The sequence below is a fragment of the Paraburkholderia sp. BL23I1N1 genome (assembly GCF_003610295.1).
Classification (GTDB): domain Bacteria; phylum Pseudomonadota; class Gammaproteobacteria; order Burkholderiales; family Burkholderiaceae; genus Paraburkholderia.
On the sequence record NZ_RAPV01000002.1, the window covers coordinates 829,548 to 850,360 of the forward strand.

General features: G+C 58.2%; 14 protein-coding genes and 4 pseudogenes. 7 read left to right on the forward strand and 11 right to left on the reverse strand.

The annotated features are described in order from the left end of the window. Nucleotides 1-462: 462 nt before the first annotated feature. From B0G76_RS36430 to B0G76_RS36445, 4 genes and pseudogenes are all read right to left on the reverse strand, one after another. Nucleotides 463-696, reverse strand: a complete 234-nt coding sequence (locus tag B0G76_RS36430; RefSeq protein ID WP_120297577.1) for a helix-turn-helix domain-containing protein — start codon at nt 694-696, stop codon at nt 463-465. A 999-nt stretch (nt 697-1,695) separates the two neighbouring features. Next, a complete protein-coding gene (locus B0G76_RS36435) occupies nt 1,696-2,025 on the reverse strand; it encodes a hypothetical protein (protein ID WP_183082280.1) in 330 nt (109 codons plus the stop codon). Between the two features lie 53 nt (nt 2,026-2,078). Then, nucleotides 2,079-2,588, reverse strand: a pseudogene (locus B0G76_RS36440) (ATP-binding protein); the annotation flags it as partial. Continuing rightward, entirely contained in the window at nt 2,534-2,740 is a 207-nt protein-coding gene (locus tag B0G76_RS36445) for a hypothetical protein (protein WP_120297578.1), read from the reverse strand. The gene B0G76_RS36445 and the pseudogene B0G76_RS36440, both read right to left, overlap by 55 nt. Before the next feature lie 148 nt (nt 2,741-2,888). On the opposite strand from B0G76_RS36445, the gene B0G76_RS43165 reads away from it, so the two are divergent. Both B0G76_RS43165 and B0G76_RS36450 read left to right on the forward strand, forming a co-directional pair. Then, entirely contained in the window at nt 2,889-3,056 is a 168-nt protein-coding gene (locus B0G76_RS43165) for a hypothetical protein (RefSeq protein WP_183082281.1), read from the forward strand. Further along, nucleotides 3,037-5,097, forward strand: a complete 2,061-nt coding sequence (locus tag B0G76_RS36450; protein ID WP_120297579.1) for a recombinase family protein — start codon at nt 3,037-3,039, stop codon at nt 5,095-5,097. Before B0G76_RS43165 ends, B0G76_RS36450 begins: the two co-directional genes overlap by 20 nt. 16 nt (nt 5,098-5,113) lie before the next feature. On the opposite strand, the gene B0G76_RS36455 is transcribed toward B0G76_RS36450, so the two are convergent. From B0G76_RS36455 to B0G76_RS36470, 4 genes and pseudogenes are all read right to left on the reverse strand, one after another. Beyond that, nucleotides 5,114-5,470, reverse strand: coding sequence for an ATP-binding protein (locus B0G76_RS36455; RefSeq protein ID WP_309568775.1), 357 nt, complete (start codon nt 5,468-5,470; stop codon nt 5,114-5,116). Next, nucleotides 5,467-6,249, reverse strand: a pseudogene (locus B0G76_RS36460) (Mu transposase domain-containing protein); the annotation flags it as partial. The gene B0G76_RS36455 and the pseudogene B0G76_RS36460, both read right to left, overlap by 4 nt. Nucleotides 6,250-6,616: 367 nt before the next feature. After that, nucleotides 6,617-7,837: an IS91 family transposase gene (locus B0G76_RS36465; RefSeq protein WP_120293462.1), complete on the reverse strand. Its 1,221-nt coding sequence runs from the start codon at nt 7,835-7,837 to the stop codon at nt 6,617-6,619. Between the two features lie 8 nt (nt 7,838-7,845). Further along, on the reverse strand, nt 7,846-8,724 hold the full coding sequence (locus tag B0G76_RS36470; RefSeq protein WP_120293461.1) for a site-specific integrase: 879 nt from the start codon (nt 8,722-8,724) through the stop codon (nt 7,846-7,848). Between the two features lie 306 nt (nt 8,725-9,030). On the opposite strand from B0G76_RS36470, the gene B0G76_RS36475 reads away from it, so the two are divergent. Genes B0G76_RS36475 through B0G76_RS36485 form a run of 3 tightly spaced genes read left to right on the forward strand, consistent with a single transcriptional unit; the run spans nt 9,031 to nt 12,198 of the window. Further along, nucleotides 9,031-10,272, forward strand: a complete 1,242-nt coding sequence (locus B0G76_RS36475) for a site-specific integrase (RefSeq protein ID WP_259460926.1) — start codon at nt 9,031-9,033, stop codon at nt 10,270-10,272. After that, nucleotides 10,269-11,210, forward strand: a complete 942-nt coding sequence (locus B0G76_RS36480) for a tyrosine-type recombinase/integrase (RefSeq protein ID WP_120297580.1) — start codon at nt 10,269-10,271, stop codon at nt 11,208-11,210. Before B0G76_RS36475 ends, B0G76_RS36480 begins: the two co-directional genes overlap by 4 nt. Further along, entirely contained in the window at nt 11,203-12,198 is a 996-nt protein-coding gene (locus B0G76_RS36485; protein ID WP_120297581.1) for a tyrosine-type recombinase/integrase, read from the forward strand. Before B0G76_RS36480 ends, B0G76_RS36485 begins: the two co-directional genes overlap by 8 nt. Before the next feature lie 70 nt (nt 12,199-12,268). On the opposite strand, the pseudogene istA reads toward B0G76_RS36485, so the two are convergent. Continuing rightward, nucleotides 12,269-13,015 (reverse strand): annotated as a pseudogene (gene istA, locus B0G76_RS36490) (IS21 family transposase); the annotation flags it as partial. Between the two features lie 639 nt (nt 13,016-13,654). Between istA and ltrA the strand changes: the two are divergent. Both ltrA and B0G76_RS36505 read left to right on the forward strand, forming a co-directional pair. Beyond that, the gene (gene ltrA, locus B0G76_RS36500) at nt 13,655-14,962 is read left to right on the forward strand and encodes a group II intron reverse transcriptase/maturase (RefSeq protein WP_120293190.1); all 1,308 of its coding nucleotides are present in this window, start codon (nt 13,655-13,657) and stop codon (nt 14,960-14,962) included. A 793-nt stretch (nt 14,963-15,755) separates the two neighbouring features. Beyond that, nucleotides 15,756-17,200: pseudogene (locus tag B0G76_RS36505) on the forward strand (IS1182 family transposase). A gap of 688 nt (nt 17,201-17,888) precedes the next feature. On the opposite strand, the gene B0G76_RS42635 reads toward B0G76_RS36505, so the two are convergent. Continuing rightward, nucleotides 17,889-19,052 (reverse strand): hypothetical protein, encoded by a 1,164-nt coding sequence (locus B0G76_RS42635; protein ID WP_147394133.1) that lies wholly within the window; start codon nt 19,050-19,052, stop codon nt 17,889-17,891. After that, nucleotides 19,052-20,617, reverse strand: a complete 1,566-nt coding sequence (locus tag B0G76_RS36525) for a hypothetical protein (protein WP_120297585.1) — start codon at nt 20,615-20,617, stop codon at nt 19,052-19,054. The genes B0G76_RS42635 and B0G76_RS36525 overlap by 1 nt, the downstream gene beginning before the upstream one ends. Nucleotides 20,618-20,813: the final 196 nt, after the last annotated feature.

A 20,813-nucleotide genomic window follows, 5' to 3' on the forward strand; every position in this document is an offset into this window, starting at 1 on the left:
TTCAATTGCAGCGGGCACTGTCCAGTTTTTGTAACCGTGCCAGGAAGGGTTATATCGTTCGACCCGCCAGGCGTTGCAGGCGAGTCCAGAGATCAATACCGCGTATTTTGCACACAGAGCTAGGAATCAAGGCCGCCAAATCGTCGACATGACGCACAACGTTGCCGATCGCTCTTTGGACGACCGAGCAGGCCGCGCTACTGTACGTCGGACCGCTGGCGACGGGTCTCGAACAGCTTCATTCTGTCGGATTCGCGCGATGAGTATCCCATGCCGATGGCCTGAACAAAAACACAGTCACCGCTCGGGGCGGCCGGCTTTGAGCGAAGGCCCGGCTGCATTGGCATCGGCGACACCCTGCACCTTTGCCTCGACGACAGCCTGTTCGTCGAGGCTGGAACCGCACGGATGTTACCCTAGCTGGAACGCACCACCTGTGCATCGACCATCCAAGGGTCCCAATTACCTGCGCCTTTTCAACAGGGATGCAGCTTCAACCGATAGGGCCTCAGCGATCCGCTCGATGTTGTAAATCGTCACGTTCTTCTCACCTCGCTCCAACATTCCAACATAAGTGCGGTGCACGCCAGCTCTTTCTGCAAGTGCCTCTTGAGAGAGGCCGAGTGCAACACGCTTTCGCCTAACATTTTCGGCGAAGACGGAGACGAGACGGCAATTTTTGGGGTCGACGGACATGCCATAAATGTCCGTCGTTGCATACTGCGATTCTACATACTAAGATTAGCATTTTTTCCCGACCACAAGAAATACTCGGCGGCGACATCATCCACGGATCTAAAGTGGTGATGCGCGCCATCCCGATGATGACTAGCCATAGGCACTGCAATATTCGATGCTTTTAATTCAACCAAGTTGGGAAGATCGGGAACCCGCACGGCGATTGCTAGTTAGCCCGTTCCTTCCCGTTCGCTGCGTCGCCGTGTCAAGTGAATCGCCTTGCTTTCTCGTTCAACCTCGCATAGAAGGAAGAAACGACGATAGACTTGAAGTCCATGCATATCTCGTTGCGACGCCGGAAGATCTACTCGACGTCGTTGCTAACATGGACGTTGAACACACCCGCATTTATAAAATTCGGGCGCAGGTTGATGCTGCGGACACACGTCCACTTGTCCCGGTCAGCGCTCTAAGTAGCTATCGGACCGGAAAGATGAAGTGGTTTGCATATGCGAATTGTGAGGGATCTGTTATGCCTTGCCTGCCTTGGCAGCCTTCGCCCGACGACGAGAGCGAATTGACGATCGAGTGGCAGGCTAAATAATGACAGGGCTGCCGCGGTGCTAGACCAGTAATACCAATCCCCACGTTTGCTTCGATGGGTGCAAATGAAAGGCCGTCGCCGGGTTTCCGGAACAACACACGTAGACCGGTGAGGCCGGACTCAAATCGCACAGTGGGCACCTCGGACCGACGACATCCACGACTTGTCCCAACGAGCCGCACCAAACAGCGGTTAATTTTCGCGATGAGTTGCTCCGAAAGCGGTGGCCGGATGATCGTGGTGTCCTCGATCTTATGGGGATTCCGCACGTAACGGAATCGCAGCAGTATCTGGCGCATGCGCGTGCCGAGAGAATCCTGCTTGGTGTATGGTCTAGACAGCGTCAAGCAGCATGGCCGGTCAGCGACAACTATCTTGGCCGGTCAACGGGGTAATTGTCGCTGGTTATAAGGTCATATTTGACGTTGCTCCTTCGTAGTTGTCGGTGGGTAATCGCGTAGTTGACGCTCATCGTTACTGCGTAACAATGGGCTGTCGAAGTACTCCTGCCACTGCGCTGAATCGCAATCGATCGCCGCGAGAACACGCTCCTCTTCCGCGATGATCAGTTTCTCGATCAATTCCTGTTTCGTTACTGCGTAACGGCGCGCCACCCGGGCAAGCGCGAGGAAGGCGCGGGTGTCAATCCAGGCGTTCAGGCGACGCTGACCGTTATCGTCCGAGCCCGAATGAGGGCGCCGGGCCCGATATTCGGCTTGCCGTTGTGCTGCTGTTTTTGCCATTTTCTTGTCCAGATCCGGTCGATTTCGTGACCCGTTACCGGGTCACGCATGCGTTACTGCGTAACGTTGCCGTCCTCAGGTGGCGGGCCACTGAACGGGATGGCAGGGTTGTCGTCGTGTAATTGACGCCGCCGCGCGTTCTGTTTGTCGCCGGCCTTGCGGCGGCGGTAGCTTTCGACGTTGAGCTCGAAGATCGTCGAATGATGTACAAGCCGGTCGATGGCGGCGACCGTCATGCCGGGGTCAGGGAACACGTCATTCCAGCCCGAGAACGGTTGATTGGCCGTTATCAGAAGACTTTTACGCTCGTACCTCTCGGCAATCAGTTCGAACAGCACGCTGGTCTCGGCCTGGTCCTTGCGGGCATACGACAGGTCATCGAGGACGATGAGGTCGAAGCGGTCGAGCTTGGCCAGTGCGGAAGGCAACTGCAGGCTCTGGCGTGCCGCCTGCAGCTTCTGGACGAGTTCGCTGGTGCGCGTGAACAGCACCCGGTATCCGGCATCGATCAGGGCGTGCCCGATGGCCGATCCGAGATGGCTCTTGCCGACACCAGGCGAACCTGCAACACACTGCCCATCATCATTGCGACGATGTCGTTGTCCGCTATCCGTTTCACCCTCGCTTCGGCGAGCGCGTTAATGTCATTGGAATGAATCGCTATCGAGGCGAGTCCTACCTGATCATCATGCAACCCGATGGCACTCGCGCTCATCTTCCGCCGTGGATGACCGGCGAAGCAGCAGCTCGCATGTCTATCGTTGTGCAGCCGGAATTACCGCACGGGGCGTTGATCGAACTTCAACGCCTGGTCAGCGCCGCTTTATCTTCTTCAGTGTTGTCAACGCACAGGGGATACGGTGATGCGCAAACAGGTGATGAGGCAGCACGATCTGTTCGAGGGGAGCAGCGAGGAAGGACCTCTGCCCGCAGAGGTGTTAGCGGACGTAGTGGCGCAGTTGACACTGTTGATGCAGTCGGTGATCGATGCAATCGAGATGGAGGTGCGCGATGAACAAGATCCGCGCTGAGCATCTCTCGCGCCTCGCCTATGTCTACGTTCGTCAGTCGACGCTGGACCAGGTGCAGCACAATCGTGAGAGCCAGTTACGTCAGTATGGACTTGCCGATCGTGCCCGCGTGCTCGGCTGGCCTGAGGTGACGGTCATCGATGACGACCTGGGCCGCTCAGGCTCGGGTATCCATCGGCCCGGCTTCGAGCGCTTGCTGGCCGCCCTTTGTAGCGGCGCGGTGGGCGCAGTATTCTGTATCGAAGCGTCCCGGCTCGCGCGCAACGGGCGTGACTGGCACACGTTGCTCGAATTCTGTCGGCTCGTCGGAACGATCCTGGTGGATGAAGATGGTGTATATGATCCGCGCGAGCCTAACGACCGCCTGCTGCTGGGCATGAAGGGCACGTTATCCGAGATGGAACTCTCGACGTTTCGTCAACGCTCCCAAGCCGCGCTGGATCAGAAGGCCAAGCGCGGGGAGTTGTTCATGACCGCACCGATTGGGTACATGCGTGTTCCGAACAACCGCATCGAGAAGGATCCGGATCTACGTATTCGTGAAGCGCTCGATCTGGTGTTTCGGAAGTTTCGCGAGTTTGGTAGTGTGAGGCAGGTTTTAATCTGGTTTCGACAGGAGCGCATTGAGCTACCGGCGGCAAGCTATGGTCCGGAGGGCCGTTATATTGTCTGGAAACTACCGGTCTATAACACCCTGTGGCATGTCCTGACGAATCCCACCTACGGCGGGGCATACGCGTTCGGCAAGACCAAGACGATTGTGCGCATTGAGAGCGGTCGCAAGCGGCTGTACAGCGGCACGCACGTCAATCGCGAAGAATGGCAGGTCTTGATCGTCGAACACCACGCGGGATACATTAGCTGGGACGAGTACGATAGCAATCGCAAATTGATCACCGACAACGCCAACATGAAGGGCAATATGGTCCGGGGTGCGGTCAAACGCGGCGGTTCGCTGTTGGCCGGTCTCATCCGCTGCGGCCATTGCGGTCGCAAACTGCACGTCGCGTATTCAGGCACCAAGGGCGACATCGGCCGCTATAGCTGTCAGGGCAGCATGATCAATCATGGCGGCCCACGCTGCATCTCGTTCGGTGCGTTGCGCGTAGACCAACGCGTCGCTGAGGAAGTTCTACACCGACTTGAACCATTGGGCATTCGCGCATCGCTGGACGCCATTGAGCGCAAGCGCCTGAGTGAGGATGAGCGAGTCCGGCACAAGGAACTGGCGCTCGAACAGGCACGTTATGAAGCTGCTCGGGCGCGTCGGCAGTACGATGCGATCGATCCCGATAACCGGCTGGTAGCCTCCGAGCTTGAGCGTCGGTGGAACGACGCGTTGGCAACACAAGCGCAGCGGCAGTGCGAACTGGATGCGCTGCGCGAGCAGCCTGCAGACTCACTCAGCGCCGCCGCGCGCGACGAGCTCATGAGATTGGGAACTGACCTGCCCAGGTTGTGGAATCACCCTGCCAGTGCCATCGAAATCAAGAAACGTATCTTGCGCACCGTGCTCAAAGAGATTGTCGTCACCAAGCAGGACCACACCATCCGGGCGCTCCTACACTGGCAAGGGGGCGATCACACCGAGCTCGAATTCGAAACGAATCGGACCGGTCAACATCGCTGGGCCACTGACGTCGAAACGATCGACATCGTTCGAGCCTTGGCGAGAACGCTTGCAGACCAAGGCATCGCTGCTGTCGTTAATCGTTTAGGCAAACGCACGGCGAAAGGACTTTCATGGACAGCGGCGCGAATTTGTATCTTGCGCAAAGACCATGCGATAGCCGCTTATCGCGAGGGAGAGCGGCAAGAGCGCAATGAACTGAATGTGACGGAAGTCGCGGCGCTATTAGGCATCAGTACACCGACCGTCTTCCGGCTGATCCGCATCAAGCGATTGCCTGCCACGCAGGCGTGTCTTGGCGCACCGTGGATTTTACGGCGCGTCGATGTCGAAACGTTTATCACAGCAAGAAGTGCCATCGAGGGTCCGCAATCAGCTGACCCGAATCAACTATCCATTGATCTTCAATAACATAGGGAGGTGAGCATTATGTCTCGTGTCCAGGTGGCCCGAACAGAAGGACCGTGGCGCCTTTCTCCAGCCATGACTCGCCGGTGGCCAGCGCCGTGACATGGGCCTTCGAGACCATTGGCACGGCGCTGAAGTCGAAGGTGGCGAGCGTCTTGGTCGGGTCCATCTGCGACTCGGTGCGGTGCCGCTCGATGCGTCGTTTGGCGCGCTCAGCCAGCTCGTGCTCAAGCAGTGCGCCAAGCAGTCGCGTGGCCTGCCAGCCTTCCTTGTCCGAGCGCTCCGCGAACTCGGGCCACAACCTGCCGATCGTTGGCAAGCGCAGCTCGTTGAGCATCAGGGCCAGGCGGCCACCATCATGTGCGGGCGCGTTCATGCTGCCATCTCCTCGAGCAGTTCGTCATAGACGGCAACGGGCGGCATCTGAACCTCCACTTCAGGACACGAGGCCTCACGGGGTGCGTACTGCTCACGCAGCGCTTTGAGATCGGGCAGCTCGCCGGCTTCCAGCAACACCTCAAGCTGTCCGGCCAGTACGGCCTCCACGCCGTGCAGGCCGGCGAGTTCAAGCAGGCCAACCATCGTCTTGCATGCTTCGCGTTGCGACAGGCGGGAATCGAGTTGTTCCCAGGTCCGGCGGTAGGCCTCGCGCGGGAACAGTGCGTCACGAAACGCGAGCCCCTTGAATGCCTGCGGTTTGCGTTTCAGGGAGCCAATGAAGTGGCGGTAATCTAGCGCGTGGCGGTTGTCGTGCGCACGGGAACCCCGTGCGGTGCTGTGCACCAGCACGCCGGACAGGTAACAGTCGAGCCGGTCGCCGTAGACGCGCACCTTCAGCCGGTGACCAATCAGGCGCGACGGCGCACTGTAGAGGATGCCGCGCACCGTGAACGTACTGCAGCGGGTCACAGGAGCCTCCTCCTCGACGAAGTCGGTGGAACGGTACTCCGGCAGATCCTGAAGCTGCTGGCGCTCGATACGGAACGCGGCGGCGTTGCGCCGGTTTCGACGCATCACCTGCTCGCGGATGAATTCATCGTAGGCAGCACGATCAGCGAAGTCGCGATGGCCACGAAGCATCAAGGCCTGATCGACCGCGTCCTTCAGATACCGGTGCGAGGATTCGATACTCCCGTTCTCGTGATTATGGGCTCGAGCCCATAAAGCAGAGATTTTTTTGGTTGGCGATCGCGGCTACTGAGGCGTGAACTGGCCGGTCGGGGCCAGTCCGCGATCGGTAATCAAAAAAATGTTTGTGCTAAACCGCTCCGCATGCGTTCGCTTCTATGGGCATTGAATGAACGGCGCGGTGATTCGCGATAGCCGGCGCGTGGCCATCGCACGCCGGAAGTGGGCGGTCTGAGAGAGCCGGTTGCGCGAAGACAGCGGGAATGCGCGGGTCAGCGGGCAGACAGTGCGCAGTTTCGCGGCATTGTGATGGGGCGATGACGCCAACGCGCGAGCCGGTTCGCGTTGGCCGCAGGAGGAAGACCAACGTGCTGGGGGCTGATGCTGATGCCGGTCAGTGTCCATGGCTGGGATCGGGTGGCGCCCGCGGCATGATGCCAGGCGTGTCGCCAGGCAGCGCGCCTTCGATGCGGACCATGTGGCCCTTGCCACACACGGGGCAATCGCGCAGTGACCTGCCGGTGAGCCGCTGGTAATGGTCACGGTAGTCTTCTGCGAGGACGGGTGACGCAGCGGCGGGCGGCTCGACGCCGAGCAGCCGCCGGCAGGTGGCGAGGCGCGCCGCCCGGTGGCAGTTGGCGAGCCACCCGTAGCTGCGGATGCGCTTGAAGCCGGTGGGCAGCACGTGCAGCAGGAAGCGGCGGATGAACTCGTCGGCGGTGAGCGTCATGGTCCTGTGGCGGGCTTCATGACGGTAGTCCTTCCACTGGAACAGGACCGAATCGCCATCAAGGCGCAGCAACCGGTTATTCGAGATGGCGACGCGATGCGTGTAGCGGCCCAGGTAGTCGAGTACCTGGGCGGCGCCGCCAAACGGTGGTTTCGCGTAGACGACCCACTCCGCGTGGACAGCGGGCGCGAGCCAGGCGGCAAACGCTCGCGGTTCACGCAACGGCTCGAGCTGGCCATGCAAGCGCAGCGCGCCGGCGTCGAACGCGCGACGCAGCTGGTCGAGAAAGAGCCGCCGGAAGAGCCGCGAGAGCACCCGCACGGGCAGGAAGAAGCCTGGCCGGCAGGCGATCCAGCGGTCACCGTCCGGGGCAATGCCGCCGCCGGGTATCACGCAGTGCACGTGCGGATGGTGCAGCAGGTTCTGCCCCCACGTGTGCAGGACCGAGAGGAAGCCGATTTCCGCGCCCAGGTGCTTCGGGTCGGCGGCGATCGTGCGCAGCGTTTCGGCGCTGGTGCGAAACAGGATGTCATAGAGCACCTTGTTGTTCTGGTACGCGAGCGCGGCGACGGCCTCGGGGAGTGTGAAGACGACGTGGAAGTACTCGAGCGCGGGAAGCAACTCGGCGCGCCGGCGTTCGAGCCATTGCGCGCGGGCAAGCGACTGGCACTTCGGACAGCAGCGATGGCGGCACGAGTCGTAGGCAATGCGCTGATGGCCGCAGGTATCGCACTGCTCGACATGACCGCCCAGCGCGGCGGTGCGGCACAGCTCGATGGCGCTCATCGCGCGGCGCTGGGCACGACTGAGGGCGCCGGCATGGGTCTGCCGGTACTTTGGGCCGCAGCGGCGGAAGATGTCCGCCACCTCGAGCGCCGGTCGCATCGCCGGCCTCAGAAGTACTCGGGCGCGCTCGGCTGGGAGGGAACGGGTGCGGGATGCGGCAGCAGGTCGAAGGGACTGGTGGTGGCGCACACGGTGCTCGTGGCCAGTTTGAGATAGCGCGCCGTGGTCGCCATGCTGCGATGCCCCATGAGCAGCTGGATCCGGCGTACATCGGCACCGGTTTCCAGCAGATGCGTGGCGAACGCGTGCCTCAAAGAATGTGGCGTAACGGGTTTCGTGATGCCGCTGCGCTCACGTGCAAGCTGGCATGCGTCGCCCACGGCATGGCGGCTGATGGGCCGCCCCGGAATGCTGCCTGGAAAGAGCCATTCCCTCGGATGGGCGTCGTGCCAGTACAGTCGCAGCACCTCGAGCAGACGCGGCGAGAGCATTACGTAGCGATCCTTACGGCCTTTACCCTGACAGACACGGATCATCATCCGCTGGCTGTCGATATCGGTGACCTTCAGATGCACGACTTCGGAGACACGCAGGCCGGCCGCATAGGCCGTCATCAGGATGGCGCGCTGCTTCAGGCTGGGAATCGACTCGAAGAAACGCGTGACTTCCTCAAAGCTCAGGATGACGGGCAACTTCACGGGCCGTTTGGGCAACGGGAAATCCTCGTCACTCCAGTCCCGCCTGAGCGTGATGCGGTACAGGAAGCGCAGCGAGCCTACGGCCAGCTGGACACTGGCTGGCGCGAGCTTGCGTTCGTTGGTCAGGTGGATAATCCAGGCGCGGATCTCTTCGGGACCGAGCACCTCGGGTGAGCGCCGAAAGTGTCGGGCGAAACTGGAAACCTGCAGGAGATAGGTCTTCTGCGTGTTGACAGCAAGGTTGCGGATCTGCATGTCGTGCAGCATGCGTTGGCGGAGCAGTGTCATGGCGAACCTCCAGGAGACAGGGGATGGCATGCCCGGTCGGGCACCTCCATGCTGCTCCTGGCCGCCTGCTCGTCCCTTCCTCGTGGCCCGGCATCCGATAACCGTCCTGACCGAACGCCAGGCACTGACCTCCGCTTCCCTCCCACTACCGCGTCAGCGGTTTAGTACAGTCACGAGTATGGTGTGGTAAAAAATATGTCGCGGTGCCTCTCAATGCCCCTGTATTGCCTACCAGGTTGACGCGTCCATGACGACATAATTTCAGGCTGATACTGATATTCCACTGATCAACATTGGGGGAATATCATGTTTGAGACTCTCTTTACGCGTCCGCATGCTCTTGCTGCCCACACTCTCGCGCCCTGCGTGGAATCCAGGAAGCGCTTCCTCGTAAATTGTCAGGAACTGGGTTATCCGCCTAAGTCGATCCGCAAGATCGCGTGGATCCTGCTGGTTTTTTCACAGAGCATGGATCTGTCCGGCCCGCGGTTAATAACGCACGAGGAAATCGCGTTTGCGGTTGACCATCGGATTCGACTTCTCCGAAGTAAGCGCACGAACGAGTCCCGCAGCTCGCGGCTTCTGTTCATCCATACCGCAACGGCCTGGCTGCGCTTTCTGGGGTGTCTGGACGAACGGCATCCCACGGAAGAACCTTTTGTTCGCTATGTCGAGCACTACGTCGATTTCATGCGCGACCAGCGAGGACTTTCCCCTGCTACGATTTCAAACTGTCGCGATCAGATCGGTCATTTTCTGGCAATGGTCTGTCGCCCTGACAGGGCACTTGATGCTCTCACTATCCACGATCTCGACACCTACCTCGCGTATCAAGGTAACCGCGGCTGGAGCAGAGCTTCATTGCACGCGCTTGCGAGCACGCTGCGCAACTTCTTCCGGTATGCAGAAGGACAAGGGTGGGCTACCAACGTTGCATCGGGCATTGAAGCACCAGTGGTGTATAGAGAGGAGGGGTTGCCGCTCGGGCCGAATTGGGAGGATGTGCAAAGATTCGTCGCCAGCTTTGTCGGCGAGAGCACTATCGATCTACGCAACCGTGCGATGATCCTGCTGCTTGTTGTCTACGGACTGAGGCGCGGCGAGGTGGTACGGCTCCGTCTGGAGGATATAGACTGGTGCAGCGAGATCCTTCATGTCCATCGTCCCAAACAGCGTTGCACACAGCAATACCCGCTGGTGCCGACAGTTGGAAACGCGATTCTGCGCTACCTGAAGGAAGGGCGTCCACGAAGCGCCCATCGCGAGCTGTTCTTGTCTGTCGAGGCACCGATCCGACCGCTATCACCCGGACGCGTAAGTAGCATTGTCCGCTCGCGTCTCGCGACGCTTGGTATCGATATCCCACGACGTGGCGCACATTGCCTGAGGCACGCCAACGCCCGGCATTTACTCGACGCGGGCTTTGCCCTGAAGGAGATCGGGGACCATCTCGGCCATCGCAGCGCTTCGTCGACGAGAACCTATGCGAAGGTTGACCTAACCGGACTGAGGTGTGTGGCCGAAATCGATCTGGGGAGTCTGCTATGAAGCTCTCCGAACTTGTCGCCCAATACGTGAGCCATAAACGGGCGTTGGGCATGCGCTTCGATTCCGAGGCGGCCACGCTTGCCTCATTCTGCCGCCGGGTTGATAGCAACATTGATGTGGAGTCGGTCACAGTCGAACAGGTACACGACTTCCTGACTGGCAATAGGCCTCTGACTAACCATTGGGGCAAGAGAAGATCAGTACTTGACTGCCTGTTTCGTTTCGCCCTCTCGCGTGGATATGTCACGGCTTCTCCGCTTCCTCGCTACAGTCCGAAATTGCCGCCACCGCTGACACCCTATATTTATTCGCAGCAGGAATTAAAGCGCCTGCTCGAAGTGGCGTCGACGGCATGCAGTCCATACGGTCTGCTGGATGCATACGTTTTGCGTGCGCTCATTCTGATTCTGTACGGCGGTTGCCTCCGTCATGGCGAAGCCTTGCGGCTAACCATGCAGGACGTCAATCTCGACGAAGCCGTCCTGCACGTGCGCGAGAGCAAATTCTACAGATCGAGGCTGGTTCCGCTAGGCGCAGATCTGAATAGTGCAATGCAAGCTTATGCCCGGCAACGCAACCAGAGATTTGGGCAGGCAACGGCTGCGCCGTTCTTCTGCTTACGCGATGGTCGCCCCCTGAACCAAAAAGCTGTGTGTAGGGTCTTTCAGCGACAGCGCATCCTGGCAAATATCCACCGCCAAGGTGGTGCGTTCTGCCAGCCAAGGTTGCATGACTTGCGGCACTCAGGCGCAGTGCACCGGCTAATTTCCTGGTATCGCTGCGGCGCTGATCTGCAACTGTTGTTGCCGGCACTGGCCACCTATCTCGGCCACATTGATCTCGCGGGCACCCAACGCTACCTTACCCTGACGCCCGAGTTGTTGAATGAAGCGAGCACGCGCTTCGAAGCTTACGTTCTGGAGGTGCACCATGAATAACTCATCCTTGCTGGGTCCGTGGATTCGGCGTTTCCTGATCGAACATCTGGTGGGCGAGCGCAACCTTGCCGTCAATACCCAAAAAAGTTACCGCGACATGCTCATCCTGTTGCTTCCTTATCTGGCTGCCAAGGTCGACAAGCGGATTGACCGCCTGACCGTTGATGATCTTTCTCCGCAAATGGTTCGCCTGTTCCTGACACACATGGAAGAACAGCGTCACTGTACGGTCAGCACACGAAATCAGCGACTCGGCGGCATTCATGCGCTGGCCCGTTTCATCGGCGAACATGCACCGGAATACGTCGACTGGTGGGCGCAGATTCACCTGATTCCCGTCAAGAGAACCAGTCATCCGGAGATCAACTATCTTGGCAAGCAGGAAATGGACGCCCTGCTGGCCGCCACCGACGTGAATACGGCGCAGGGGCAGCGCGAACACGCGTTACTGCTGTTCATGTTTAACTCAGGAGCGCGTGCAAGCGAAGCTGCACAGCTCAAGATTGGCGACATCGACTGGCACACGCGTTCGGTCAGCATCGTCGGCAAGGGAAACAAACATCGCCGCTGCCCACTCTGGAAATCCACGCTCGATGCGTTGCGCTCACAGTCCGGGGGAAGGGGCGCCGCCGCACCGGTGTTCCTCAACCGGTTCCACCAGACGATGACGCGCTCCGGCATTCATGCCTTGGTCAAGCGCTGCGCTATCCGCGCTGCAGCCAACGCGCCGTCACTTGCTGGCAAGAATGTGCACCCACATGTGATCCGGCATACAACCGCCTCGCTACTACTCCAGGCCGGTGTCGACATCAATACGATACGCGGCTGGCTTGGGCACGTTTCGTTGGAGACGACCAATATCTACGCCGAGATCAATCTGCAAACAAAGGCGCGGGCGCTGGCGACATGCGAAGTCGAAGGCGGTGCCGAAGGACAAAAGCAATGGCGGGATCAGCCCGACCTGATAGCTTTCCTCCGCACCTTGTAACCGAATAATATGTGCTGTTCGCTTGCCACAAAGGCGCTGCCTTGGCCTGGTTCGTTATCGAGCAGCACATATTTTTTACCACACCATACTCGTGACCCAGACCGCGATTGTTGCGCGTGCCCTGCATGTCGTAATGATCGAGCAGCGCCTTGTAACGGATCGTGAAGTCCTCCTTCTCGCTCAGGTTCTTGAAGGCGGCCGACAGGCTGTCGGTGCGATGCTCGCGAGGGCAACCTCCCGCCTGCCACAGGGCGTTCTGCAATCCGGTTGCGAGGGCCTCGAAGCTCTCGCCGCCCTCGACTACGTAGGCATACTCCCAGCGTGAGAACGCCAGCACGAAGTGGTACAGCCGGTGCGCGAACGGTGCGCCGCCAATCGTCACGCACAGCTTGCTCATATCGGTGAAGTCCGACAGCCCACGCACGCCGGGCTGATGCTCCTGGGGGAAGAAGATCTCCTGACTGGGGCCCTCAAGCGCCCGCCATTGATGAATGCGTCGCTCCAGCGTGCGGCGCATGCTGTCGGGATAGCGCTCCGGGTGATCCTCCTGCAGCTTGCGCAGGATCGTAATGCCCATCAGATGGGGAGCGTTACGCAGTAGCGGTAAAACTTCGCTATCCCAGACATCGGCGAACTGATCGGGACGGGTGCGCCAGGAGCGCCGAGGCTTCTGGGATGGCAGAGTCGCGTCACGCTCGATGCGGCGTGCGGAACGCACGCTTATTCCGGCCTTGGCGGCCGCGACTTCCTGCGGATGGTGTTTGCGCTTGGTCATGTAAAGACGAACCTGTTGGTCGGTAATGCGGGTTCCAGACATGAGCTGACGGCTTCTTCTTAAAGCTTCGATCAGCCCATCCTAAAGCCCCGCCGACGCGGCGCCGCCGGTGGTTCGTCGTCTCCGGCGGCTACGCCGCCTCCGACTCCTCACCACCGGCCAAAACAATCGTCAACGACCGGCCAAGATAATTGTCGGTGTGCCAAGAAGGAAAGCGACAGTACGTCGCTGTACATGCTGTATCCGTGATGAGGGCCGGCCCCTCGGTGTCGCCGATCAGGCGGTGATACCAAACCACCCAGAGCTGCACTCGTTAAGAGCGGGTGTGGTGAGCGTCTGTGGAAAAGGCGGGATGAATCCCGTCAGGTGTGCAGTAAGGAGGCGAACGAAAGTGAACCATCGAAGAAGTGTCGATAATTGCAATGATGTCAAAACCGAGGACTCGACAACGCCTCGGGATCAGTCAAACGGCAACCTGAAGGTGGGTTTGACGGCATCCGGCATAGAGGTGGCGCGACCTTTCTGCAGGCGTGGATATGGAACTTGGGAACCTGTCGTCTCGATGTCAAGGGAGAAACTCAAGCGGAGAACCCGTGAGAGTGAGAGTACCGATGCGAGGCACAGGGGCGGAGTCATGCGTAGTAGCGTTGAAGGGGTTGTAATGACTTCCGGAGCGAAGGCATGACCTTGTCTGGTGGAGATCATGGAACAACTGCGACGCGGGATGATTCCGGGGTTGACGCCAAGTCGTTCGAGATACCCAAGCGATTGATCTGGGAAGCCTGGAAACGCGTGGCTGCCAATCAAGGCGGTCCGGGCGTGGACCGGGAGAGTATTGAAACCTTCCGCAATCGTTTGGCGAGAAATTTGTACGCTCTGTGGAATCGAATGAGTTCGGGGAGTTACTTTCCTCAACCGGTCAAGGAGGTGCTGATTCCGAAGGGGGACGGGTTTCGTCCTCTCGGGGTACCGACCATCACTGACCGAGTGGCTCAGATGGCAGTCAAGTTACTGGTTGAGCCGGGAATCGATGCGATATTTCATTCATCATCGTTCGGCTATCGTCCTAACAAATCGGCGAAGCAAGCTGTGGCGCAAGCGAGAAGGAACTGTTGGCGCTACGACTGGGTAGTCGATATTGACTTGAAATCCTTCTTTGACACCATCGACCACGGGCTTCTCAGACGTGCGGTCGAAAAGCACGTTTCGGAGCCATGGGCACGACTCTACATCAGACGCTGGCTAGAGAGTCCGGTACAGAAGCAAACCGGGGAGCTGGTTGCTCGGGATCGAGGCACTCCGCAAGGTGGAGTGATCAGTCCGCTATTGGCTAACCTCTTTCTTCACTACGCGTTTGATCGATGGGTTCAGACTGAGCATCCGGATGTGCCGTTTGAACGGTATGCCGACGATGTTGTCTGTCATTGCAGGACGAAGCAGCAGGCGGAAAAGTTTTTGTCTGCCTTGCGGGAGCGGCTTACCGCATGTGGGCTTTTGCTACATCCGGAAAAGACGCGCCTAGTTTACTGCAAAGATGGCCGGCGTCGAGGGGAACATACCCACACCAAGTTCGATTTCCTTGGTTTCAGCTTTCATGCTCGGACAGTCCAAGACCGAGCGGGAAACCTGTTCACCGGATTCGGACCTGCGGTAAGTCAAAAGGCGCTAACGCGAATGTCTCTGGCCATTCGAAGCCTGAGTCTCAATCGAAGTACCTCATTGACGCTGTCCGAACTGGCGCGGCGCATAAACCCGATGGTCAGGGGATGGGTGAATTACTACGGTGCCTTCTATCCGGAGCCGTTGAAACGGTTCTTGGTCAGAATAGACTTGCGGCTTGGCGGGTGGGCGCGAAATAAGTACAAGCGACTGAGAGGACACAAACGACGATCTTGGGCGTGGCTCAAACGATGTCGGGAAAGTCTTCCCCAGCTGTTCGCGCACTGGGATTTCTGTTTCGAAGAACGGCGGACAAGAGGAGCCGTATGAATCGAGAGATTCACGTACGGATCTGTGAGAGCCTGAGGGGGCAGGTCCCTCGGGCCACTCGACCCGCCCAGACGAAGAACGACTGCTCTTGAGGCACATCGTGCCGGTGATAAAAGACGGCGGGAAGGCGTACTGCGTGCGCATCGCTACAATCCCGCAACCGTGGCAGGATCAGTTGCGCGAGCATATTCGGCTTGAATCGATTCCTGTCTTCAATGCGGACGGTCAGGGCGACTGCTTGTACGAGTGGGACTGGGCTGCTTGGCTCGAAGGCCGGCTTCATTGCCCGTTTTAGAGCACGGTTTCACATAGACCTCTCGATTGGGGAGCGAGTCGCTGACACGTCGACAACCGAAATGACAGTTGGCGATCGTCGGCTGAAGGTTCAGGCATCGGCTTCGCTCCGTAATCGGTCATCCAGTTGCCAAACCGAACGCTCCTCCGTCGGCCTTGCTCACGTTCAAGTATTACCTTTCGGACAGCAGCTAAGTGGCACCATCCCGCCGCCGTTTCGCGCTGGTTTGCGTTGCTGTCAGTTTGCCATGGCTCAAACCAAGCCAAATTGATCGCTTTTCGTACCTTATACAGATGGCCCGTATCATCGGAAAGCGACAGGCTAAGCGCCTTTACCAACCCCGACATGTGGTCGTAAGCTGAGGCAGCCTTCCCTGCGGGGTCTAAGGCATGATGTGAAGCCGACGAGACCTGCCGGCGATGAGTGGTGTCCATATAAGACTGTGTGAAAACGCACTCATCGCCTAAACCGAATCAACTCACTGAGACCGGGTGACTCATGAAGCGATTTGTTGAAGGCGATGACCGCAAGCAGGTCGCACTACTTCCCGAATGCGTCGATGACTACATCGGCCAGGACAACCTGGTCAGATCGTCGACGTGTTCGTGGACGAACTGGACCTCACGACGCTCGGCTTCAACGGCACCACGCCCGCAATCACGGGCCGCCCGTCCTACCACCCTGGCGTGATGCTCAAGATCTATATCTACGGGTATCTGAACCGGGTACCCTCGAGCCGGCGTCTTGAGCGCGAATGCCAGCGCAATGTCGAGCTGATGTGGCTGACAGGACGTCTGGCACCAGACTTCAAGACGATCGCCGACTTTCGCCGCGACAATGGGCCGGCCATTCGCAACGTATGCCGTCGCTTCGTCGAACTGTGTCGAGGACTGAAGCTGCTATCCAGCGACACGGTCGCCATCGACGGCAGCAAGTTCAAGGCTGTGAACAGCCGCGACAGAAACTTCACTGCGGGCAAAATCGACAAACGCCAGCAGCAGATCGAGGAAAGCGTCCAGCGATACCTCGACATGATTGAAACTGCAGACCGGACCAGTCCGACTGGTTTCGATGTGAAGACCGTGCGCCTGTACGAGAAGATCGCGCTCCTGCGCCAGCGGATGCGTGAGCTCGAGCAGATCAAACATCAGTTGAAGAATGAACCGGACGGACAGTTGTCGCTCACTGACCCGGATTCCCGCTCTATGACCAGCGGTGGCAAGAGAATCGGGACGGTCGGCTACAACGTCCAGACAGCAGTGGATACGAAGCATCACCTTATTGTCGAACACGAGGTGACGAATATCGGAGGCGATCACGGACAACTCAGCAAGATGGCTCTGTTGGCAAAGAACGCGATGGGCAAGCCAAAGCTGAAGGTGCTGGCTGACCGGGGCTACTTCAGCGGTCCGGACATCCGCGCGTGCGAACTGGCAGGGATCACGGCGTATGTCCCGAAACCGCTCACCTCGGCGTCAAGGAAGAAAGGGCTCTTCACCAAACGCGACTTCATCTACGTTGCAAGAAGTGATGAGTATCGATGCCCTGCCGGTGAGCGCGCAATTCTTCGATTCAAGACCGTCGAGAAAGACATGAATCTGCGCGTGTACTGGCCCAGCGCATGCCCGCATTGCAATCTCAAGGAGCGATGTTCGCCCAGCGACTATCGCCGCATCCGACGATGGGAGCACGAACATGTACTGGAAGTTATGCAGCGTCGACTCGACCGGAAGCCTGATGCAATGACCATCAGAAGAAGCACGGTCGAGCACGTCTTCGGCACGCTGAAGCATTGGATGGGGGCCACCCACTTCCTGACCCGGACGCTGGGACGGGGGAGCACCGAAATGAGCCTTCAGGTGCTGGCCTACAACCTCAAGCGCGTCCTGAATATACTGGGGGTTGCCGGAATGATGAAGGCGATGACAATGGCTACAAGCTGAGGCCCTGAGGGGCTTCTTGCGACCGCGATGTTCGATTAGCGCAAGCTCGACGCATCTAACTTGATCGATCCGACCGGCAACGTCGCCCTCATCGGCAGAAATCGAGTCTCCACACGCCCTCGGCCATGAGCAGTCGGTCACTGTCACCGCGACAAAGTCATTTGAGTGGCCGCTCCGCATCAAACAGCGGACCTAGACCGGTGGCCTTGCCGCTGGGCGCGTCGTGGTGCTGAAGGGGATCTGCGCGACGCGAGGGGGGCCACATTGGTTGCAGCCTATTCCGTGCGGGCTCCCCCTGGTATCCGCAATGGATCATCCTTCACGGCCCATTTCCGCTCCATTCCCAGCTCCAACTAACCGACTTCCCTCGGAAAGTCCGCCGCACGATCAACGAGGCCGGACTAGATTGCGCGCTTGCGCTTGAAGTGCATCGAGACTAGGTTACACGAAGGATGACCGGCGCCGGTAACGACAGGAAGCACCGTGCGCCAGACGTTCTTGCGTTAAACCGATCTTCACTTGACCGCTTGACCCCGACAGCGGTATCGACCGTCAAACTCATGTTATAAGCCACATACTAATTCATACCTGCTTGGCGACGGCTTCGGACATGACAAGCCGGACGCGGTACGCACCTGACAGCTCGTTCTAACAAAGACAGGCGAGCGCGCTGCTCTCCCCCGCAACGTTATCTGACGAGTGCTTGGCAACGCTCCTCGAGAAACGAAGCGTCGCCTGAGAGGTCGAGCTGTTGCTTTGTCACGCGTTCGAGTTTGTCCCGGAAGCTATTCAGCATTCTGCTCGGCAAATAGTTCCCCGCCCGCCCTGGATTGGAACCAACCCCCCTCTCGGTTTCGCGTGCGTTAGTGGCAACGCGTGACTGGTCGAAAGTGCCAGGTTGCCGTTTGATTGACGATATATTGTTGACGCGTGTCCGAAAAATTCCTTGTGTATTACTTATCACGCATCCGGGCATGAAGCTCAACTCTTCATCGTCCGGAGCGCCAATGTAGACAACCTGATCATTCCGTCTGCTCGTTAAAAACCCTGTCTGCAACTGCCGCCACATGAACGACGCCATGTCATCGACGACGACCGTCGGATTAAAGACGCCGCCGCCCCGTGGTCGGATTCCATTGGCGTGTAAATTTTCGGCGCGTGCTATTTCTATTTTAAGGGCGCTCTTAAGGCTTGCCTCGGGCACGCAGAGCGATAACGATCCACCTGCCAACAGGTACAGCCTCAGTTGTAAAAGCTCAAAGAGCATCCCGAGCAGTGCAACCGCCGTTTTGAGATCTCGTTTCTCTCGGAATGTCGCCTCCATTGCAAAAATGGCCAGTGGATTATGATCGAGCACCAGTACGCGGTGCGACGCAAGAGGGCGTCTTACGCAGGACAGTCTGGCTTCCCGATATACGTCTCCTACGGCCTTGCACAGGCTTGCGCCTCGCGGAAACCCGCTTCCTTCGGCGAAAAAAGCGATTGGTTCCCAGATATTCGGAAAGCCCATGCCCAGAAAATAAAGCCCAAGCCAGTCGCCCGCGAGCAGATCAAATTCGTCGTCCGACAGTTCCGGGCTCGCGTGGATTGACTCTTGAGGCGAGGGGGTGCGCTTTGTGTTTGCGATTACAAGAGCGTCATCTGCATGTTTCAGAATGCGACCTATAAGGTCCGCTCGATTCTGTTCGATTGCGCCCTTGCGACAAAATTGATCATGGAAGTTGAAGAGATTGAACGGTTCGCCGGGGCTTTCCAGCAGCTTCCAGACGTTGTCCGCAAGCAGCAGCATATCCGTAAGGTACGGATCTTGGATTGTTGGAGGCTCACCGGTGAGATTTACTTGGGTCGACATTAGAGAATTCCTCGTGCCAGGATAAGCGATGACTTCGGCCCTGGAGGCCTTTCCTCTATCCTTGAAACCTGCTTCTGAGCAAAGCGGCGGATGAAATCCACGAATATGCCAACGCAGACCGCTTTGCACGCCTCACGGTCGGGCATGTTTTCGGGAAGATCCAGCCACTGCGATAAGCCAAGCTTTTCCAGTGCAAATGCGATCTGGCTCGGTTGGCCATCAACATTCGTCCCCGAGCTTTCGGTCATCGCAAAACACAAAACGGAACAGAGATATTCCTGCGCAGGGACACCCCGTTGCACGTAAAGCCGGATCTCCGACTGCGACAGCTCGATCGTTTTCCTGCTCATGACGCGGTCCATCATGTTAGATCGGTCCTCCGACAGATCAGCGACGGCGAGCACGTTCGAATCCGATAATTCCTCTCGCTTAATGACTTGCCAGACTTCACGATCGGTCGCGTGCATCCAGCTAAGCGGGCGCGAAATCCATTCGCCGATGGAGTCGTCAAGCCCTAGAAACTCTCGCACTTCATCAAGGTTGATGCATTCCCATGCGAGACCGAGCAGATCTTCAAACAGTTTGGCCTGCCGATCTTCCTTCACATAATCAAGCCACTCTGACGAGCCCGGGAGAGGCATCGACGAAACAAAAAAAGCCGCGCTCACTCCCCGCTGCTTCTTGTAATGGCACTGCCCGCTGTCTACATCGACAACCTTTATGTCGCGGGCTTCGGTTAGGGCATGAAAAACGGTGAGCTTCCGCTTTGGCTTGGTCGCTTCACGATCGGTTTTATATTGATCCCAGACGCTCTTCAGCCAATCGTTATCTATCGCCGGGGACCTCGTCGGAGCGACTCCGGAAACTGACTTATCGGTGGTCGTTGAGGCACTTTTGTACTCGGCGTTCGCCATCGCCCACCACTCGACTTCAATGCTGTGGTCACGCACGATCGCGTGCACCGTGTCCGCCCGGCTGTAGGCTCCGTACACTTTTTCCATGAAGATTGCGAGTCCAGCGGTATTCAGGCTCAACTGCGTGCTATTAGCAATGTGAACCACTTTGTCCAGCATAGCATTTAGCTGCTCTGTCTGCGTGGATAGCGAATGATAGTGCTCGGCTGCAACAAAGATCGCGACGAGAGCGGCAACGAACACGGCCGGTTGATAGGACGGAAACATACCGAATATGAACATGACCGTGACGATGAACGCCGACGCTTTATATCTTAAGGTTCTGTCTTTGAAACTTTTGAGCTTGAAAGTAGAGAACCACAGCCAAGAGACGGCGACGACAGCCAGGATCTGAAATACGCCCTTCTGAAAGTCAGGGAGGGCATGAATTTTCCTGTTGATAGTCCCAAGATCAACCTTCTCCTTGACGTCGCATCCCCCTGCACTGCCGTAGGCTGGAGCGAGCCGATGCACCATGCAGGCAACGGGATGCGAGAGCTCTTGCCAGAGGGAATGCTGCGGGACCGCGCTGGACAACTCTTCGAAGGAAAGCAGAATCAGTATTAAAGAAAGTACAGCCGATACAGCCAGTAATAGGCCCCATATCAACATGTCTCTGCGAACCTTCTCTCTTTCCGTTGCAGGACTCAAAGCGTTCACCTCCCTTTTTTCCCCGCCACGTCATCTACGCCTCGAGAGTAACCGGGCAAAGACGCGCATGGTGCGGCGCGTTTCGCTAACCGAACTGATCTAGCTGCGTCTCAAGGCTTGATACTTGCCATTGATACCCGAAACCGGATTTTGCGAA

Coding starts and splice junctions, on each gene's coding strand:
- B0G76_RS36430 (WP_120297577.1), bottom strand. CDS start 696: ATGTCCGTCGACCCCAAAAATTGCCGTCTCGTCTCCGTCTTCGCCGAA.
- B0G76_RS36435 (WP_183082280.1), bottom strand. CDS start 2,025: ATGGCAAAAACAGCAGCACAACGGCAAGCCGAATATCGGGCCCGGCGC.
- B0G76_RS36445 (WP_120297578.1), bottom strand. CDS start 2,740: ATGAGCGCGAGTGCCATCGGGTTGCATGATGATCAGGTAGGACTCGCC.
- B0G76_RS43165 (WP_183082281.1), top strand. CDS start 2,889: ATGCGCAAACAGGTGATGAGGCAGCACGATCTGTTCGAGGGGAGCAGC.
- B0G76_RS36450 (WP_120297579.1), top strand. CDS start 3,037: ATGAACAAGATCCGCGCTGAGCATCTCTCGCGCCTCGCCTATGTCTAC.
- B0G76_RS36455 (WP_309568775.1), bottom strand. CDS start 5,470: ATGAACGCGCCCGCACATGATGGTGGCCGCCTGGCCCTGATGCTCAAC.
- B0G76_RS36465 (WP_120293462.1), bottom strand. CDS start 7,837: ATGCGACCGGCGCTCGAGGTGGCGGACATCTTCCGCCGCTGCGGCCCA.
- B0G76_RS36470 (WP_120293461.1), bottom strand. CDS start 8,724: ATGACACTGCTCCGCCAACGCATGCTGCACGACATGCAGATCCGCAAC.
- B0G76_RS36475 (WP_259460926.1), top strand. CDS start 9,031: ATGTTTGAGACTCTCTTTACGCGTCCGCATGCTCTTGCTGCCCACACT.
- B0G76_RS36480 (WP_120297580.1), top strand. CDS start 10,269: ATGAAGCTCTCCGAACTTGTCGCCCAATACGTGAGCCATAAACGGGCG.
- B0G76_RS36485 (WP_120297581.1), top strand. CDS start 11,203: ATGAATAACTCATCCTTGCTGGGTCCGTGGATTCGGCGTTTCCTGATC.
- ltrA (WP_120293190.1), top strand. CDS start 13,655: ATGACCTTGTCTGGTGGAGATCATGGAACAACTGCGACGCGGGATGAT.
- B0G76_RS42635 (WP_147394133.1), bottom strand. CDS start 19,052: ATGTCGACCCAAGTAAATCTCACCGGTGAGCCTCCAACAATCCAAGAT.
- B0G76_RS36525 (WP_120297585.1), bottom strand. CDS start 20,617: ATGTTGATATGGGGCCTATTACTGGCTGTATCGGCTGTACTTTCTTTA.